19 protein-coding genes are annotated in these 17,953 nt (G+C 40.0%); 6 read left to right on the forward strand and 13 right to left on the reverse strand.

Annotation, left to right across the window (positions count from 1 at the left end; all coding sequences use genetic code 11):
• From IM473_RS19495 to rfbG, 7 genes are all read right to left on the reverse strand, one after another.
• Positions 1 to 661 (reverse strand): Uma2 family endonuclease (locus IM473_RS19495; protein ID WP_287660147.1); only part of this gene is annotated, 661 nt, incomplete at its 3' end.
• 137 nt (positions 662 to 798) lie between these two features.
• Positions 799 to 2,088 carry a glycosyltransferase 87 family protein gene (locus IM473_RS19500; protein ID WP_287660148.1) on the reverse strand — a complete coding sequence of 430 codons (1,290 nt, stop codon included), beginning with the start codon at positions 2,086 to 2,088 and terminating at the stop codon, positions 799 to 801.
• Positions 2,089 to 2,136: 48 nt separating this feature from the next.
• A complete protein-coding gene (locus IM473_RS19505) occupies positions 2,137 to 3,084 on the reverse strand; it encodes a glycosyltransferase family 2 protein (protein WP_287660149.1) in 948 nt (315 codons plus the stop codon).
• 1 nt (position 3,085) lies between these two features.
• Entirely contained in the window at positions 3,086 to 4,021 is a 936-nt protein-coding gene (locus tag IM473_RS19510) for an NAD-dependent epimerase/dehydratase family protein (RefSeq protein WP_287660150.1), read from the reverse strand.
• A gap of 24 nt (positions 4,022 to 4,045) precedes the next feature.
• Positions 4,046 to 4,588, reverse strand: a complete 543-nt coding sequence (gene rfbC, locus IM473_RS19515) for a dTDP-4-dehydrorhamnose 3,5-epimerase (RefSeq protein WP_287660151.1) — start codon at positions 4,586 to 4,588, stop codon at positions 4,046 to 4,048.
• An 86-nt stretch (positions 4,589 to 4,674) separates the two neighbouring features.
• Entirely contained in the window at positions 4,675 to 6,015 is a 1,341-nt protein-coding gene (gene rfbH, locus IM473_RS19520) for a lipopolysaccharide biosynthesis protein RfbH (protein ID WP_287660152.1), read from the reverse strand.
• 74 nt (positions 6,016 to 6,089) lie between these two features.
• Positions 6,090 to 7,208, reverse strand: coding sequence for a CDP-glucose 4,6-dehydratase (gene rfbG / locus IM473_RS19525; RefSeq protein ID WP_287660153.1), 1,119 nt, complete (start codon positions 7,206 to 7,208; stop codon positions 6,090 to 6,092).
• A gap of 748 nt (positions 7,209 to 7,956) precedes the next feature.
• On the opposite strand from rfbG, the gene IM473_RS19530 reads away from it, so the two are divergent.
• Complete coding sequence (locus tag IM473_RS19530; RefSeq protein ID WP_287660155.1) at positions 7,957 to 8,859, forward strand: hypothetical protein; 903 nt, start codon at positions 7,957 to 7,959, stop codon at positions 8,857 to 8,859.
• Positions 8,860 to 9,041: 182 nt separating this feature from the next.
• On the opposite strand, the gene IM473_RS19535 is transcribed toward IM473_RS19530, so the two are convergent.
• The 3 genes from IM473_RS19535 to rfbF form a co-directional block, all read right to left on the reverse strand.
• On the reverse strand, positions 9,042 to 10,331 hold the full coding sequence (locus IM473_RS19535; protein ID WP_287660156.1) for a hypothetical protein: 1,290 nt from the start codon (positions 10,329 to 10,331) through the stop codon (positions 9,042 to 9,044).
• Positions 10,332 to 10,433: 102 nt separating this feature from the next.
• The gene (locus IM473_RS19540) at positions 10,434 to 10,667 is read right to left on the reverse strand and encodes a GDP-mannose 4,6-dehydratase (protein WP_287660164.1); all 234 of its coding nucleotides are present in this window, start codon (positions 10,665 to 10,667) and stop codon (positions 10,434 to 10,436) included.
• Between the two features lie 32 nt (positions 10,668 to 10,699).
• Positions 10,700 to 11,530: a glucose-1-phosphate cytidylyltransferase gene (rfbF, locus tag IM473_RS19545; protein WP_287660157.1), complete on the reverse strand. Its 831-nt coding sequence runs from the start codon at positions 11,528 to 11,530 to the stop codon at positions 10,700 to 10,702.
• 348 nt (positions 11,531 to 11,878) lie between these two features.
• Between rfbF and IM473_RS19550 the strand changes: the two genes are divergently transcribed.
• Positions 11,879 to 13,450, forward strand: a complete 1,572-nt coding sequence (locus IM473_RS19550) for a hypothetical protein (protein ID WP_287660158.1) — start codon at positions 11,879 to 11,881, stop codon at positions 13,448 to 13,450.
• 205 nt (positions 13,451 to 13,655) lie between these two features.
• On the opposite strand, the gene IM473_RS19555 is transcribed toward IM473_RS19550, so the two are convergent.
• Entirely contained in the window at positions 13,656 to 14,108 is a 453-nt protein-coding gene (locus tag IM473_RS19555) for an SRPBCC family protein (RefSeq protein WP_130758561.1), read from the reverse strand.
• A 104-nt stretch (positions 14,109 to 14,212) separates the two neighbouring features.
• On the opposite strand from IM473_RS19555, the gene IM473_RS19560 reads away from it, so the two are divergent.
• The 3 genes from IM473_RS19560 to IM473_RS19570 all read left to right on the forward strand — a co-directional run bounded on the left by IM473_RS19560 (position 14,213) and on the right by IM473_RS19570 (position 15,955).
• A complete protein-coding gene (locus IM473_RS19560; protein ID WP_287660159.1) occupies positions 14,213 to 14,575 on the forward strand; it encodes a cupin domain-containing protein in 363 nt (120 codons plus the stop codon).
• A 5-nt stretch (positions 14,576 to 14,580) separates the two neighbouring features.
• Positions 14,581 to 15,420 carry a prephenate/arogenate dehydrogenase gene (locus IM473_RS19565; protein ID WP_287660160.1) on the forward strand — a complete coding sequence of 280 codons (840 nt, stop codon included), beginning with the start codon at positions 14,581 to 14,583 and terminating at the stop codon, positions 15,418 to 15,420.
• Positions 15,421 to 15,496: 76 nt separating this feature from the next.
• A complete protein-coding gene (locus IM473_RS19570) occupies positions 15,497 to 15,955 on the forward strand; it encodes a nitrate reductase associated protein (protein ID WP_287660161.1) in 459 nt (152 codons plus the stop codon).
• Positions 15,956 to 16,124: 169 nt separating this feature from the next.
• Here IM473_RS19570 and IM473_RS19575 read toward each other — a convergent pair whose 3' ends face one another.
• Positions 16,125 to 16,316, reverse strand: a complete 192-nt coding sequence (locus IM473_RS19575; RefSeq protein ID WP_002738067.1) for a DUF2949 domain-containing protein — start codon at positions 16,314 to 16,316, stop codon at positions 16,125 to 16,127.
• A 269-nt stretch (positions 16,317 to 16,585) separates the two neighbouring features.
• Here IM473_RS19575 and IM473_RS19580 point away from each other — a divergent pair, with 269 nt between their 5' ends.
• Complete coding sequence (locus IM473_RS19580) at positions 16,586 to 17,542, forward strand: glycosyltransferase (protein ID WP_287660162.1); 957 nt, start codon at positions 16,586 to 16,588, stop codon at positions 17,540 to 17,542.
• A 68-nt stretch (positions 17,543 to 17,610) separates the two neighbouring features.
• Here IM473_RS19580 and IM473_RS19585 read toward each other — a convergent pair.
• On the reverse strand, positions 17,611 to 17,953 hold a 343-nt coding region (locus IM473_RS19585; protein WP_287660163.1), incomplete at its 5' end, for a GDP-mannose 4,6-dehydratase.

Here is a 17,953-nt window from a genome sequence, read left to right on the forward strand (position 1 = left end):
CCCGTTGCTTTTCCTGCTCGGCCAACTCCTCTATGGTGGGGAGCAATTGCCCCTCTGCTGTTGCCCAACGTAGCCAAGTAATCGGCTCTTGTTCATCCCCATAAATTCCCTGCCACCGCACTAACACTAGCCCTAATATTTTGCTGCTGAACCTGCCTTGAGCATCTGGGTTTAAAGATTTATAAACACCCCCTTCTAAGCGATGTCCCGCTAAATCTTCTGGCTCAAAGGGATCATACCAAAAGTATTCTGTCACCCGCAAACGATTCTGATAGATGAGTTTTTTCTCTTCTTTATCTTTTTGCGCTGTACTTTCAGAGAGCAACTCAATCACCACATCAGGGGCTTTCTCTTCTTCCCAGACGACCCAGCTTTTCCTTTCTTTTCGAGGCACGTCCACAACGACAAATACATCAGGTCCGCGATAATCTTCGTTCCGCACTTGATTGGGGCTAAAATAAACGAACATATTGCCTCCCACAAACGCTTCTCGTCCTTGGGTTTTTAACCATTGGGAAAGCGGTCTGACTAATAACTGCATTTGCAGTCCGTGTCGCTGGGTTTCCATGGGAATACCATCATCAGAAGGTAGCTCATCTTGGGTCGGTGGTAGCTTGATCCCTTGTGGGTTAGCTGCAATTAGGAGGGTTTCTTGAGCCATTGGTTAGGTTGGGGTGAACAACTGATGCCACTTTCCTATCATAAACTATCATCAATGTCAACACAATTGCGATCGCAATTGTCAGTATTAGTCATATTTTGTCTATTGTCTCTCACAATTGGGCAATCAGGTTAAACTTATTCTCGAACTGACCTATCAAGGCTTTGTTTGGGTATATCTCTTGTTGTCTTACTTAATCCTTCCTTAATAATCAAAAACCCAAATATTAACATTAACAATGGATTAATAATAACTCCTATACTAAGTCCGATATCGGTCATGGCTGGAATAATAAAGTAATTTTTGGGAATGAGCAAAAGACCAAACAGGATCAGATAGGCTAAATCAAACTTACTTGACTTTGGTTCATTAATAAAAAAAGCCAAAGGAATAAAAAGATTGAGCAGTCGATAATCTCCTGATGTGGGGGGGATAACATTCATCACAAAAACTAAAAGAGCTAGTTTTTTCCAGAAAAGTTTCTCCTTAGTCAGAATGTATAAACTTACCAATCCTACTATTATTAACGATAGTACAGAATAGGGTCTCAAAAGTAGTGAAACCCAATCAAAAAATGTTCGCACTATATCTGATGATGAGATTATACCAATATCTTTAGAAATCTTTAAGACAAAAGCGGCAATAACCTTGATCAACCCGAACAAACTGACCCCATAAGGCCAACCTCCCGATCCGATCACATAATCTTGCACAAACATTGCTTGATTTCTTCTCAATCCTTGAATATTTTCTAAAATACTTCCCTGAAAACACAGCAGAGAAAAAATAGTTATTAATGCGGCAAATATAATTACATAGAGGATATTTTTCCACTTTTTTTCGCTTGCCAATAGGACTAGAAAAATTGCTGGAAATGGTTTCATCGCAATTGCTAGGGATAGACAAATTAAGGCAAAAAGCGATTTATAGTGATTGAAGCTATTACAAAAGTAGGCAAAACCACATAAAAACAAGAACGTATATAATTCTGCATTAGCTCTATCTATAGTAAATAGAAAAGGATAGCTCATGAAGGAAATCACAAAAATATCACGAAAATTGTCTAATCTATTAGTCTGAGAAAAATTATTGATTATGAACAACAGCCAGCAGACTAAAAAAATATTCAAAAACACTAATAGTGCTAAATTTCTGCTCTTAAATATAGTAAACGGGAAGAAAAATAACTCTCCCAATGGATAATATATACCAAAAATATAAACATCACTTCTGTAGGGATTAAGTTCTTTGATAAATTTAACCATGTTCCAAAAGTCATTAAACTTATCGTTAGGTGTAAATAAAAAAGTATTAAGAGGATGTTGATTGCCTAAATAAGCTCCCATACTGTAGTGATAAAAAACGGCGATGGCAAAGCCTATAACTATAATTGTGCTAATAAATCTGATTTTAGTATGGCGTTCCATGTTAATAAATTCTCATTTCGGTACGAAATTGTCTAAAAATACTGTTCACTATTTAATATCAAAGTTGACTCGCGCTCTCTCTACCACTAGAGGTCTTTTTAAGCTTCGTCTATTTATCAAACCAATGTATTCTCCTAAAATACCTATAAAAAATAACTGTACAGAAGAAAAAAGAAACAATCCGATAATGATCGCCGCTATTCCTATGGGGAAAAGGTTCCAAAACAGAAGCTTCAAAATCAAAGTCACCAGACCGACCAGAAAACTCAGTAGAGATAGAGCGAACCCGATCATTGTCGCCAATCTTAGCGGAAAATTAGAATAGGTAGTGATACCCAGCATGGCCAGATCGTACATTCGATAAAAATTGAAACTACTCTTACCTCGTTTTCGGACTTTCTGAGCATACTCGATTTTAGCACTCTTAAAACCGACTTCTGAAATAAGACCCTTTAAGTAGGGATAAGGATCATCGATCAAACGCAATGCTTCTATCACTTTGTGATCATATAAACCGAAGCCCGTAAAATTAGCAGTTAAGTCAATCTCTTCTGATAGAGTCCTAACTAAAAAATAATAAAATTTTCTTATACCATAGACCAAAGAATTCTCTTGACTCGAGCTTTTAATTCCTTTAACAACTTGATAGCCTTCCTCCCATTTTTCTAAAAAATCGACGATTAGTTCGGGAGGATCTTGACAATCGGCGAAGACTAAAATAACCGCATCTCCAGTTCCTTGTAAGAGGCCGTAATAGGTAGAACGAACAAAGCCAAAATTCCTAGCGTTAATGATAATTTTGACTCTAGAGTCGCTTTGAGAGATTTGCTCTAATATACTGACTGTTTTATCTTGAGAGTCATTATCGATAAAAATATGCTCGTATTCATATTTTCCTAATCTTGCAAAAATATCTTTGACCTCAGTATATAAAAACTCAACATTATCTTGTTCATTGTAGCAAGGAGTAACAACACTAATTAATTTTTTAATCATCTTAAATTTCCTCAATTTTATTTAGATTTAGATGGACTTTATACCATTCAATTGTATTTTTTAATCCCGTCGTTAAATTATATTTAGGTGTCCAATCGGTCTTTTTTCTAAGCAACTCATTATTAGCACAAATAAACATTGGATCATTGGGACGGTAAGGCAAAGCTCCCAGATGAATTAAATCAGGTTTACCTAATAAATTACCAAGTTCAAGTGCTATTTGTCCAACGGTTACAGGTTGACCAGAACCAACATTAACTACACCTGAAACGTTGCTCTTAGCAACTGCCCAAATTGCCGATGCTACATCCTCAATATGAAGAAAATCTCGAATTTGCTCACCTTTAGTTGTTTTCACCACTTCATCCCGCAGCAGTGAAGAAATAACCGACGGAATTAACCGTCGCTCATCCTCCATTGGTCCATACTGATAAAATAGGCGAATCCAAGCTATCTCCATTTCGGTTATCTGGGCAAATTGCTGCAAAATAGTGGAAAGTGCGACCTTGGTGGCTGCATATAAGGTTATGGGTTTTGTCAAACTGGATTCAGATAAATATCCCAGACTTAAATCATACTCAAAACAAGTCCCTATACCCACAAACCGCTTACAACCCAGTTCGGCTAATTGAGAGAGAAGATTGATGCTCGCCTGAATTGAATCAAGGTTTTCTTGAGAATTTAGGTATTTACCCGGCACTGCATACCAAGCTAAGTGAATGCACAATTCAGGTTTGATTTCCTGCAAATAAGTATTCACGTTTTCAAATGCTACTAAGTCGGATTGCCGTAAATACATTGATGGCAGAATATCTCGAATTCGCCATCGGTTGCTGCTTTCTCGCACAAGCGCATATACCTCACACCCTTCGGCTACTAAAAGCCTTGCTACATGGGAACCAACAAAACCACTCGCACCAGTAATTAATACTTTCATGCTTTCTTTAAATTGTTTTGATTCTCAATAAACAAACGGACTCCGAAATTCTGAAAAAGGAAGAAAACTCTGATCTCGTTCAGATAAGATAGGATGTAGATTTGGCCAAGGTATTACTACGGAATTCCAAAGAATTCCTGTATCTTCTTTGGGAGAATATACTGTTGATACTTTATAGCACATAATTGCCGTTTCGCTCGTCACATAAAAACCATGCGCTAGGCCAGAAGGGATATAGATTATCTTACCATTTTCAGAACTCAGATTAAACAACTCAAACTCGCCATAGGTTGGCGAGCCTTTACGCAAATCTACCACTACATCCATTACCGAACCTTCGAGACAATACACAATTTTTGTGCAATCTTGCGGAGGAACTTGGAAATGTAGTCCTCTCAAAACATTTTTCTTGGACACCGAATAATATTCTTCAGCAAAGTGAATAATTAACTGGTGACTTTCATAGATGTCCTGATGTAGAGTTTTAACAAAACGACCACGCTTGTCTTCTAAAATAGTGGGGACAATTTCGTAGCACTTAGAAATTCTTGTCTCAGTGATTTTCATCAGTTTTTCAAGATTTTAAGTGGATTGACAGTGGATTAAGGTTGATTACCCATGCTCGGAAATTTTGTCCCAAAAGTTTGGGAATTTTATTGGCCATGACAAAATTCTCTGATGGTCGTTGCTACATAGGTTAACATTTCCTCGGTTAATCCGGGATAAATGCCCAGCCAAAAAACACTACTCATGATTTTATCGGCATTACTTAAATCCCCAATAACTCGATAATTTAACCCCTTATAAAGAGGTTGTCGCAGTAAATTTCCTCCAAATAATAGCCTTGTGCCGATGCGTTTTTCCTCCAAATGCTTAACTAAATCATTGCGGCTAAAAGGCGCATTTTCCTTGACAAAAATCGGAAACCCGAACCAACTCGGTTCAGAATCGGGGCTGGCTTCAGGCAGAATTAAAACATTTTGAAGCTCCTGTAACTTTTGATGCAAAAAGTCGAAATTTTCTCGGCGCTTTTTGATAAATCCTGGCAATTTATCCAGTTGCGCTACCCCGACGGCTGCTTGCATATCCGTCATCTTTAGGTTATAACCCACATGAGAATAGGTGTACTTATGGTCATAGCCAAAGGGTAAATCTCCTAACTGCCAACCGAAGCGCTTATTACAGGTATTATCTACCCCCGGAGGACACCAACAATCTCGGCCCCAGTCACGGAATGACTCGACAATCTTTTTCAAGCGGGTATCGCTGGTTAAAACCGCGCCCCCTTCTCCCATAGTCATGTGATGGGCAGGATAAAAGCTAACCGTTGCTAAATGCCCAAAGGTGCCGGTTTTTTGCCCTTTATAGAGACTTCCCACCGCGTCACAGTTATCCTCGACTACCCAGAGGTCATGTTTTTCGGCAAAAGCCATCACCGTTTCTAAATTAAACGGATTTCCCAAGGTATGAGCGATCATAATCGCTTTAGTCTTCTCTGACAAGGCCGATTCCAGTTGATCAATATCAAGGTCATAACCGGGTAATTTAACGTCTAAAAAGACGGGAATTAGCTGATTTTGAAAGATGGGATTAACTGTAGTCGGGAAACCTGCGGCGACGGTAATCACTTCATCCCCCGGTTTAAGTTGTTTTTCCCCCAATTTAGGGGAAGTTAAAGCACTTAAGGCCACTAAATTGGCCGAAGAGCCAGAATTGACTAATAAACAATGTTTTACCCCCATCCACTGGGCAAAACGTTCCTCAAATTCCGCCGCATATCTGCCCGTCGTTAACCAGAAATCTAAGGAAGAATCCACTAATTTGACTAATTCTTGCTCATCAAATACCTTACCCGATGCCGGAATATAGGTCTGCCCCGCCACAAAAGCCCGGGGTTGAAATTTGTGCTTATAATATTCTTGTACTGCTTGAAAGACTTGCTCTCGCAGTTCTGCTTCAGTATTTGTATTGGGGGGAGAAATAGATTGAGTCATGGTTAATTTCCTTTCAGGGGAGAAATTTGAACTTAATTATTACTTAATTTAGACCATTATCAGCCTTGAGTTCGCTAATCGATCAAACAACTCTGATAATATTCTATTTGTTGGCGGGTAAGTTCTTGGAATTGTGCTTTATCTTCAGAGTCCATTTGAGCCGCTTGATAATACCATGTCACGGTTTCCTTGAGGGTTTGCCGAAAATCCCAGACTGGTTGCCATTTTAGGCTATGGAAAGCCTTATCTGTGACTAGATTAAGCAATTTAGCCTCATGAACAGCATTCGGATCACTTTGATCGAGCCAAGTACCTGGCCAAAGTTGTAGGATAGACTCAACTAACTCTTTAACTGGACGATTAGAAGTCAGAGACGGACCGAAATTAAACGCCCCATATAACCCCCGGCTGTCTTGCTGCCAATTAGCCGTCATCAACTGCAGATAAATCGACTCAGCCAAGCGTAAATAGCCACCTAAAGGCTCTAAAACGTGCTGCCAAGGGCGAGTCGCTAAAGGGTTACGCACCGGAATCGGTTCGGATTTGATCAAGGCCCGCATGGCATCGGGTACAATCCGATCTAGAGACCAATCTCCTCCACCGATGACATTTCCTGCCCTGGCGCTGGCAATGCCGATGGGGTTTTGAGGGGTTTTAAAGAAGGAATTTCGCCAAGATGCGATCGCCAATTCAGCCCCCGCTTTGCTAGAACTATAGGGATCATAACCCCCTAACGGGTCATTTTCCCGATAACCATAGACCCATTCCCGATTCTCATAGCACTTATCGCTAGTAATAAACACGGCGGCACAGGGATGAGTCAGGCTTTTGAGGGCCTCTAAAACGTGAATAGTCCCCATAACATTTGTGTTCCACGTTTCCACCGACTCAAGATAAGAAAGCCGTACTAAGGGTTGCGCTGCTAAATGAAAAATCACATCCGGTTGCCATGAAGCGATTAAACGAGCTACTAACTCAGGCTCTCGAATATCTCCTAGATGGTGGCTCAGGTTTTGAGCCAAGTCTAATTGGTCAAATAAGGCGGGGGTGGTATTGGGAGCTAAACTGAGGCCTTTTACCTCTGCCCCCAGATGAAGTAACCAAAACCCCAGCCAAGACCCCTTAAAGCCCGTATGACCAGTAATAAAGACCTTTTTGCCCAGCCAAAATGCTTTCTTTACCATATTTTCCATCTAGCTTGTCCACTGTCATCAAGGTGATTGAGCATTTCCATTTCTCGATAAGTATCCATGCACTGCCAAAACCCATCAGGCTCATCCCGGAAGGAGAGGGGAGCTATTATTGTTCACAAGTCAAATAGACTCGCTATACTAGGTTTTCAGTTAATTTCAGCAGCTTTCTCCAAGTAATCCCTGAAAAGAGTCTTCGTGAAGGCTTAAACCTATCACCCTAACTCTTTGGGAGCCACTATACATGAACTTGACCGAGTATGTCAATTAGTTAAGCTGTTAGGCATCTAGAATGGTTAGCTGAGACAAAAGGGGAGCAGGGAACTTCTAAGCGGGGAGAGTCGTTCTTGATTTTCGATGCCTCGTGATTCAAGGGAAAATCAATTAAGTATTTATACTTATTGTATATGGCTTGAATTTGCTGTGAACATTCAGCTATGCTTGGGTGGCAGGGATTTTAATATTGTTCTGGACTCGAAAGTGTTACATAGCGGTTTTAACTCACCTGAAGTACAATTTAATCATTTACTGCTGCCTCCTGCCGACCCTATGGCTGCTTCAAACTTAGGGCTATGTACTGAGCGTGACATGAAGGGTGCTGTGGCCTACCTAGGTGGGTCGTGGGGACCGGTTCACCCCCATCTCCTCTCCCACTCTGGAGACGTGATGCTCGTGCTGTTGGCAAATCGTTTAGACTGGCTATATATTAAGCTAAAACTTGAACTCGTACCGAACTTTATCTAATTTGTAAATGAGTATAAAAACCTTCTGTATTTTGGAACAGGGCCAACTAATTAATGAGCCTTGCACTATAGAAAAACGAGAACTATTTACTACTGAATTTAGTGACTTTTATCGCCTTAATTGGGCAACGGAAGATGACCCCAATGCTTTCATTACTGCAAAAGGAGTGACTTGGAGTGAGGGCAGGAGCTTGCTATATAGGGAAGTTCCCAAAGATTATGAATACTACATTTTTATCGATGATGATGTTACCTTTGTTGCTGATGAAGGAGTAGATATTCCCAAAAAGATAAAAGAATTGCTCGATGAATATCATCCCATTGCTGGAACTTTTTATGATCCTAAACAGTGGGCATTTCTACCGATTAAAGCATCTTATGAAGAGTTCATCTCCAGAAAATGCTTTCCCATTAGTGGATATGATGCAGAATCTCAAATCCTCTCCCAAAGCTATGCTGATGTTATCTTACCGGCGATTTATCATGGGGCACATCGGACTGATTGGTATCTTCAGTGGGTTTGTTATCAAACCTTTCCCCTGAAGCAAATGTGTTTTACTGACATTCGAGTTAAGAATGCCCGCAGCGGTGGCCATAGTAAAATTCAAAAGCCGCAGCATTATGAGCCAACAGAAGCATTGTTTTTGTTTAATCGACACGCCAAGAAGCCATATCCATTATTGAAAAAAAAGGATGATATTCTTAAAAATAATGTTGAAGTTTTTGAGCGGCTAGTTGATAAAACCCCTATTGAGTTCACTCTGAAAGACCTAGCAAAGGTCTATGATATCAGCAACACTGATTTTAAAATTAGACAACCTACTGCGAGTAGTCGGTACTTGTACAGAAAACCCTGGAATCGTTTTCTGTGGAAACTGGTCAGAAAACTGACAGGGGAATATAAATATTAATTCCACTTGACAGAAAGGCATTTTATTAGTCAGCCAAAAGTCTCAGGAAGTATTTAACGGAGCCAGTCTAAATGATTCGTAAACACCATTCTTCTCCGCTCTCCGGAGTGAGAGAGGGGTTAGAGATGAGGAGCTTTTACAATTCATTTGGTTTTGCTATATATTAGGCTGTGGTTAAACTTTTATGCAGAAAATTTGCCAGACAATCTCCTATGGACTAAAATTTTTAGCCATTCAGGCATAGAGAGAATTGCCATGTATAATAAATTGACAAATAAAAGCAAATTGATAATTTCATCAACTACCCAAGTGTATAAGAATGGACTCGCGTAAAAGGTTGCCACTATAGCGACTAAAGCCATACTGGAAGACAAGCTTAACTGATTTTCTTGCTTAATCCAATCCAAGATTTGAGGAAGAGCAAAGATTAGAAAAGTTAATTTGTAATCAAAAACAAGACCAATAACAAGATAATTTCCTAAATAAATGCCTGCTGCAAGACGGAAATAATCAATATATTGACTTTTATCTAAAGACTTGTCCGAATCTGTTGAGACAAAATCAGAACTAAGCCATTGTTGAAAAATTTTAAATTTCGACAATAAAACTCTGGTCAAGATTAATAGCGTCAATAGACTCATAATTATATACATCATATATCTGATCGTCTTTTTAATATCAGTTTCGCCGCTAGTAAATAAAAAAAGCTGTGATATCAAATAATTTACTTTCAAGAGGGCTTTATAGCCAAAACGAAACCAAACATTATCAACATCAAATGCTTGTGAGATAGTTTTCATCTCCCCTATACTAGCGAGAAAATAAGTAATAAAAGCAGTGGTAAAAATAGCCGCCAAGAACAGAAATAGATTTCTTTTTTCTTTAATAATTACTACCAGACCGAAAATGGGAAATAGTTTAACAACTCCCCAAAAAAATATTAATAAGTAGGCACACAACCTAAAAATTAATGCTCGGCTATTCTTAATTATTATCAGTCCGACACCAAGCCAAGAATAGATAACAATATCTACGTTGCCACGTTCCACTAAAAGCATTACCGGTGGTGAGCATAAAATTAGGGCATAAACTACAGCTTCTTGATAATTTAATCTGCCAATGATAATTAAAGTTATCCCATAAAAGATTAAAGCAAAGAAAACTCCCCAAAATATAATATCACGCTGCTCTAACCCCAGCCAAGTTAACGAAGACCAACTACTAGGATAAGATATTTGATTGAAGCAAGAATTATTTATTAGGGAAACTTCGCCAGTCAATCGATCACAATCAAAGGCACCTAATACCTCTCTAAGATCGATAAAAGGGTTTTTAACCGCAGGAACCCCAATTCTCCTCCAAAACTTGTGATAGGGAACAAAAAAATTAGCTAGATACAATAACCCAAAATATCCTAAGAGTGCGGCAATTACCAAAAATCTGCCATCAATTTCTGATTGCTTTTTGAGCATTTTCCTAATCTGGATATGTATTGAATTTACTATGTCCACTTAGTGCCTCCTGCTATTAAAGGATTGATTATCTGTCAATTACTTGAGTTCGGTATAGGACGCTCATTGCGCCGCTAAATGAAAGACTACATCCGGTCGCCATGAAGCGATTAAACGAGCCACTAACTCAGCCGCTCGAATATCTCCTATATGCTGACTCAGGTTTTGAGCTAAGTCTAATTGCTCAAATAAGGCGGGGGTGGTATTGGGAGCTAAACTGAGGCTTTTTACCTCTGCCCCCAGATGGAGTAACCAAAACCCCAGCCAAGACCCCTTAAAGCCCGTATGACCAGTAATAAAGACCTTTTTGCCAGGCTAAAATGCTTCCTTTACCATATTTTCCATCTAGCTTGTCCAGTGTCATAAAGGTGATTGAGCATTTCCATTTCTCGATAAGTATCCATACACTGCCAAAACCCTTCATGCTTATAGACGGCGAGTTCTCCCAAAGCAGCCAGGGTTCTTAGGGGCTGTGCTTCAAAAGTCGTCGCATCTCCCTCAATTAAATCCAAAACCTTGCGATTTAAGACAAAATACCCCCCATTAATCCATCCTTCAGCCGTTTGGGGCTTTTCTTGGAATTGAGTGACTAAATTACCCTCAATCACTAACTCACCAAAGCGAGAAGAAGGACGAACCGCCGTCATCGTGGCTAATTTCCCATGAGAGTAATGGAAATCCAACAGATCCGCAATATTCACATCACAAACCCCGTCCCCATAGGTGGCCAAAAAGATCTCGCTTCCACTTCTCTCTATGTAAGGGGTGAGACGTTTAAGACGGCCTCCCGTCATGCTTTCCTGTCCCGTATCAATTAACCAAATACGCCAGTCTTCCTCCTCGTGTCCACTATCGAGTTTGGTCACTTTTTTATTGCCTAACTCTAAGAGGACATCACTTTGATTCCAATCATAGTTAAAGAAATAGTCCCGGATTATTTCCCCTTTGTACCCTAGACAGAGCATAAAGTCGGTTAGCCCATATTGGGCATAAGTTTTCATGATATGCCAAATAATTGGCCGATTTCCGATGGCAATCATCGGTTTAGGTCGAAATTCGGTTTCTTCCCGCAGTCGGGTTCCTTTGCCACCACACAAGATGGCCACGGGAATGTTAGACTTATAGTCCTTAACTGTTAAACTGACCGATTGTATTACCATTAGATTATATAGTGAAGGGCTTTGAGAGTGACATCATCTTATCGAGGCAGTTTAACACGGGGTTCCCGATCTTGTCCAATATCTGTCTAAAAAAATTTTTGTTAAGCGAGTGTACCCAGTTTATTGCTAAACAGTCTCTTAAATCTTATAGCAGTTATCTTCATGGTGAGGTACGAGGTTTTCGTTTTGGGGAGTCGGCCAGCAATACGAAATCAGGTTATACTTCATCTTTAACGCTATAATTCTGACCGAGTAGGACTAGAAATTAGTGCTACCATGCGAAGATAAATATTCAGGGATACGGTCGCAAAGCTACTAGACAATTTTAGGATAAAAATACCGACACTTATGGGGAAATCAATCAATAAAGTCCGAGTAACAGCACTGATTTTAGGGATTCTAGCGATCGCCTTTGCCTTTTTCACCAGGATTGTCAGTATTTTTGAATACGTTACCTTCGATATCGGACCCGATCCCGATCAGATTAGCGGTGGTTACTTTTGGATGGATATGTGGAAGGGAAACTTTCCTCAATTGGGACCTGCAGGGGGGGGTGGAAAATATGGATTCGTAATTCCTCCCCTCTATGGTTATTTAGCGTTCCCTCTGACAATTTTCGGTACCGCTCCCGAATTTCAAGTCCTTACCAATGGACTATTTTCTTTTCTATCGATTCCCCTCTTAATCTACTTGGTTTATCAACTTTTAGAAAATGTAGAACAAGATAAACGTCTTCTCCTGTCCAGTTTGGCAGGATTTTGGTATAGCACGATTTACGCGGACTATTTTATTAATAATTTTTCCTGGGCCCCTAGCCCAATACCCTTTTTCCTGCTCGTTTTTGCTTTACTCTATCGTTTCCAGATGGAAACGAGTAAGCCGCTGCTCTATCAGGCTATAGCTTGGATATTCTTCGGGATTACCGTCGCTATATTGGTGAGTTTACACACCACCACGATGTTAATTATCCCAGTGACTTCTGTTATCGCCTCTCTAGGGTTTGTTTATCGAAATCGCAAGAATACTCGTAAATGTCTTTTGCCTTTTCTATCGATTCTCTCCGCAAATCTCGCCTTGATTATGTATTGGAATAGTGAGATAGTTCGGAGATTTGCAAATACGAAAGGACTGGTGGGAGCGCTCACGGAGAAGGGGGCGAGCGGTGAACCATCGAGCAATCTGTTCACTCGTCTATTTAAAGCGATTTGGGAAACGGTTTATCTGGGTAATCAAGTGTTTTTTTTGAATGACAATATATCAATTTTCAATGTCGTAGTTTCGGCTATTTTTTTCGGCATTTCTCTATACATAGTCATCAAAAAATATCGAGGCAATAAAACACTGATCGGCTTTTTTGCGATCACTTGGATAATTTTTCTCTACGCTTCCTCTAATTATCCTGATGAGCATTTTTATTCCCATCGTAAAATCTTACTCTGGTTTGCTCCTATCCTCTTGGCGATCGCTAGTCTGGCCTATCTAAACTTTACTAAGACTTTCGACAGGATCCTCGGTCTAGTTCTAGCAATTATCATCGGCTATTCTATCGCAACTAATCTCTATTTCAATCAACGTTATCTTGCTAGTAAATACGGTTCCGAAAGACTCCTATCCGTGGCCGATACAGTGGAAATTATCAATCAGATTCCGGTCGGTTCAACCCTTTGCGATCCAGCCAAGAAAGGCAAAAGAAAAGAGCATGGTCAGTACGATTATATCGATACCTTTATGACCAAAAGAGAGCTAAAGATCACCAATGCTTGCCCATCGGGTAGTTATTACATACAGCCGAAATTTAAAATGGCTATCCAAATGAACGATTTATTTCCAATTTTTACCCTCGCCAAAACTTCTCCTCTCGATCGCCCGATGACTTCCCTTCTGGAAACCCCGGAAGCCTATCTCTATAAAATCGAGTAGCAATATCTCAACCGTGATAGCGGAATTTGATCGGGATATTCTTAGGAAGTTTTCATTTTTGGGAGTCGATCGTCAGCAATGATCTGTACTGCATTTGAACTGGGTATGGGAATTTTCAGTACAAATGCTTAGACCGACTCTCCCTGCTCATAGACAGTCTTAACGAGCAATTTAGCTAGTCAAAAGCTTATTACCGGTGATTACCTCACCTTGGCGGCGTATTATTGACAATATTGAGCGCATAAAGGCGAAAACGCTCTAGATCGGCTTGCAGGGTTGATTCCACCACTCGACCGAGGAAAAGATTGTCCATCAATTTTCCTAACCAACCGGGTATAGCATAGGCTGCTGTCAGTCGCACAATACTCTTACCATGACGGTCATAAAAACGAATCGCCCCGCGGTTAGGCAACCCGTCCACGGATTCCCATTGAATCATCTGATGGGGGACGATTTTCATTATCCGTGACAACCAAGTAAATTCTAGACCACCACTGGCTAACTTCCAACGGGAAAGTTCTGGCTCCTCCTCGAGAATTTTCACCGATTCGATCCATTTCATCCAGTGGGGCATTTGTTCTAAATCTGACCAGAGTTCCCAAACCAGATCGATCGGCGCGTCCACTTCTACCTGTACACTATGTTCTAACCAAGTCATTCGTTAATTCTGGCGATGCTGAATATTTCTATGATAACGGCTATTAGTCTTTAGCTTTTCACTCAATGATAAAATAAAAACAATCTTCGAGGTTTAATTTTACTATGTTAATCAGAAAACTGATCGAATGTGAGGAATTCATCGCTGGTGATCATACCCGATTGCGCGAGTTATTGCATCCCGATAAACAACCGTTAAATCTACGTTATAGTTTAGCCCATGCGCGGGTAGATGTGGGGGAAACTTCTACTCCCCACGCTTTAAAAACTGCGGAAGTTTATTATATTCTGCAAGGACAAGGGGAAATGCACATCGATGAGGAAGTGCAATTAGTGACTGTCGGTGCCGCCATTTATATACCTCCTCTAGCTAAACAATATATTCATAATTGTGGGGAGGAACCCTTAGTTTTCTTGTGCATTGTCGATCCTGCTTGGCGAGTAGAAGACGAAATTATTTTTGAGTAAAACTAATGAATATTGGCATTATCGGACTGGGTTTAATCGGTGGTTCCTTGGGGTTAGATTTTCGATCGCAGGGCTATAATGTTTTGGGAGTTTCTCGTCAACAATCCACTGGTGATATCGCCGTACAAAAAGGAGTGGTAGATGAATCTAGTACCAGTTTAGAATTATTGGCTACTGCCGATTTAATCTTTATTTGTACTCCCATACATTTAATTGTGCCAACTTTGCAAAAATTAACTCCCTATTTAAAACCCCAAGCCATTGTCACCGATGTGGGATCGGTTAAAGGGGCAATTGTGGCCAATTGTAGTCGATTATGTCCGAATTTTGTCGGTAGTCATCCTATGGCTGGCACAGCCGAACAGGGAATTAATGCAGCACAATTGGGATTATTTGTCAATACCCCCTATCTGATTACTCCCCTTGAATCTACTCCTCATTTTGCCGTGGAAATCTTAACCGAAATAGTACAAAAATTAGGCTGTAAAATTTATTATTCTTCCCCCGAAGAACACGATCGAGCCGTGGCCTGGATTTCCCATCTGCCAGTAATGATTAGTACCAGTTTAATCCAAGCTTGTGCGGAAGAACAAGACCTGAATATTCGCCAATTAGCGGAAAATTTAGCTAGTTCCGGTTTTCGCGATACCAGTCGCGTCGGTGGTGGCAATCCCGAATTAGGTTTAATGATGGCTAAATACAATCGTCAAGCTTTATTGATATCCTTGACAAATTATCAGCAAAATCTTGATCAAATTATTGACTATATTGCAGGAGAAAAATGGCAGGAACTAGAGAAAATTCTCGTTTCTAGTAATCAATATCGAGCCAATTTTATTCAATAAAAATAACATTTTGACCCTAGCAATTATCCCACGGCACTGTATCATAGATTTATACTCAGCAACCCAATGAAATGATATGACCACCTTTTTCGACTTTGAAGCCGAATTTGTTGACTCCTTACGTTGTATACCGATGACCGTGAGAATGAAACTAGATACCTGTGGAGTTAAATTAAAATTATCCCATTGGATGCAGTTGAGTCAACCAGAAAGAATGGTATTAGTTAATATGGCTTGTACGACGGCGGCAGAAGCCAAAATCTATCGAGATTTTCTGCAAAAATTAATCACCGAAAAAACTGGCAATCCCCCAGGAAAACTGGCAATAGATGCGCATCCCGCTTGGCTAGATGATAGCCAGATACCCGATACAGTCCGAGAAAAAGCCAGAGAATTCCAGATCGAAATTAGTTTAGAACAATGGCAAAAATTGCAACCATCCCAACGGTTTGCCCTGATTAAACTCAGTCGTCCTAGTCACGAAAATCTCAACTTCTATCCAGCCATCAAAGAGTTCCATATAGTCGATGCCTAACTGAAGAACCGATGCCATATTAATTAAGTTTCTTTCTACCTTCTGTCATGACAAGCAAAATGGCGATCAAGGGGTATAAAATTAAATAAATTGCAGTAACTTGCTGCTCTAGAGCTTGGTCAATTTTCTTAATAAAAATGATAATTAATGGCCTATTCTTGAAAACTAATTATACAGTTTCCATCCAGTCAAAAACTTGATTCAATTGCGACAAATCGATTAAACCGTACTGCCATAAAACCATCGGCAAAGAACCCACCGATGCTTCACAGAGACGCACAGCCATATCGAGGGAACGGGGGGAAATTGCTAATTTCTCCAAGAGGAAAGTGCGGAGTTGTTTTTGTTGATGAGCTTCCATGATTAAGGATCATTTATAATGACAATCTGATTATTGAATAACTTATCCTCTATTAAAAAGAGATGCTTCCCTCACGGGGATCACCCAATTGGGTGATTTTGTTCACCCATCAGAATAATTTAAGGATTTATCCAGAATATGTCCTACTATCCCGAAATTGCTAGTGGGGATATCAACACTTCCTTGACGCAGAAAAACGAGAAAGGGGAGCTTTTGGGATAAGCTATTGATAACCTAGTTTTTGCTCAAGTAGGAGAGAATTGCCCCCAATGAGTCATGCTCCTCAAGTTTCCGTAATTATTCCTTGCTATAATCAAGGTCGCTATCTTGATGATGCGATCGCATCAGTTTTAGCACAAACATACCAAAATTTTGAAATCCTTGTTATTGATGATGGCTCCACAGAACCAGAAACCATCGAGATTTTACAAAATTATCAACAGCCAAAAACCAGGATCATCCGCACGGAAAATCAAGGGGTTGCCACAGCGAGAAATCTAGGAATTGCCCAAGCGCAAGGAACCTATATTCTTCCCCTTGATGCCGATGATAAAATTGCCGATTCCTATCTAGAAAAAGCGGTTACTTTACTAGAAAGTAATGAGCAATTAGGGATAGTTTATTGCGAAGCGGAGTATTTTGGCGATAGAGAAGGAATTTGGCCGCTGCCTGAGTATAAATTTCCCGATATATTAGTAGATAATATGATATTTTGCTCCGGTTTGTTTCGGAAATCTGACTGGGAAACTGTGGGCGGCTATAATACTAATTTAATTTATGGTTGGGAAGATCAAGATTTTTGGTTATCTCTGATCGAATTAGGTCGGGAAGTCTATCGTATCCCAGAAGTGTTATTTTTCTATCGACAAAAAGCTGATTCTATGAGTCGCTCAATGACCGCAGAACACTATATTTATTCCTATACCCAACTCTTTTATAATCATCCCCAACTTTACTCCCAAAATATCCAAGCCATTTTTGCCGCTCTAGTCACCTTAAGAGTCGATATATTCGCTCAGTTGGAAAGGGCTAGAGAACGAATTAAACAATTAGAAATTCATGAACAAGAATTACAACAAGACTTGCAAAAAACCCAATTGGATTATCGAGAAGCTGACAGCAAAATAGCCGCAATGGAAAAAAGTAAATTCTGGCAAATGAGAAGGGCTTGGATTAAAATGCAAAAATTGCTAGGTTTGCTGGAAAAAGACCCTATTTATTCCTAAAAGTCAGGTAAAAATGGCGATGGATCAAGACGGGGGATGGGTTGCGCTTCCCTAACCCACCCGACTTTTTAATCGACGGCAATTAAGGAACGATTGCGAAGATAAGCCAAATCTTTTAATAACTGTTCGCTATCACCAGCGTTATTAAGATTAATCCCCAAAGCCGCTAAATCCGCATCTACCATTAATTTTACCAGTCCCTCAAACGTTACCGACGGCTGCCAACCTAATTTCTCCCTGGCTTTTGTGGAATCTCCTATTAATAAATCTACTTCCGCCGGACGCAAATAACGTTGATCAAACTCCACATAATCCTGCCAATTTAAATTAACGTATTGGAAAGAAATATCGAGAAACTCCCGGATAGAATAGGTTTCATTTGTCGCCACCACATAATCATCCGGTTCTTGC

The organism is Microcystis sp. M015S2, from assembly GCF_020245945.1.
Taxonomy (GTDB): Bacteria; Cyanobacteriota; Cyanobacteriia; order Cyanobacteriales; family Microcystaceae; genus Microcystis.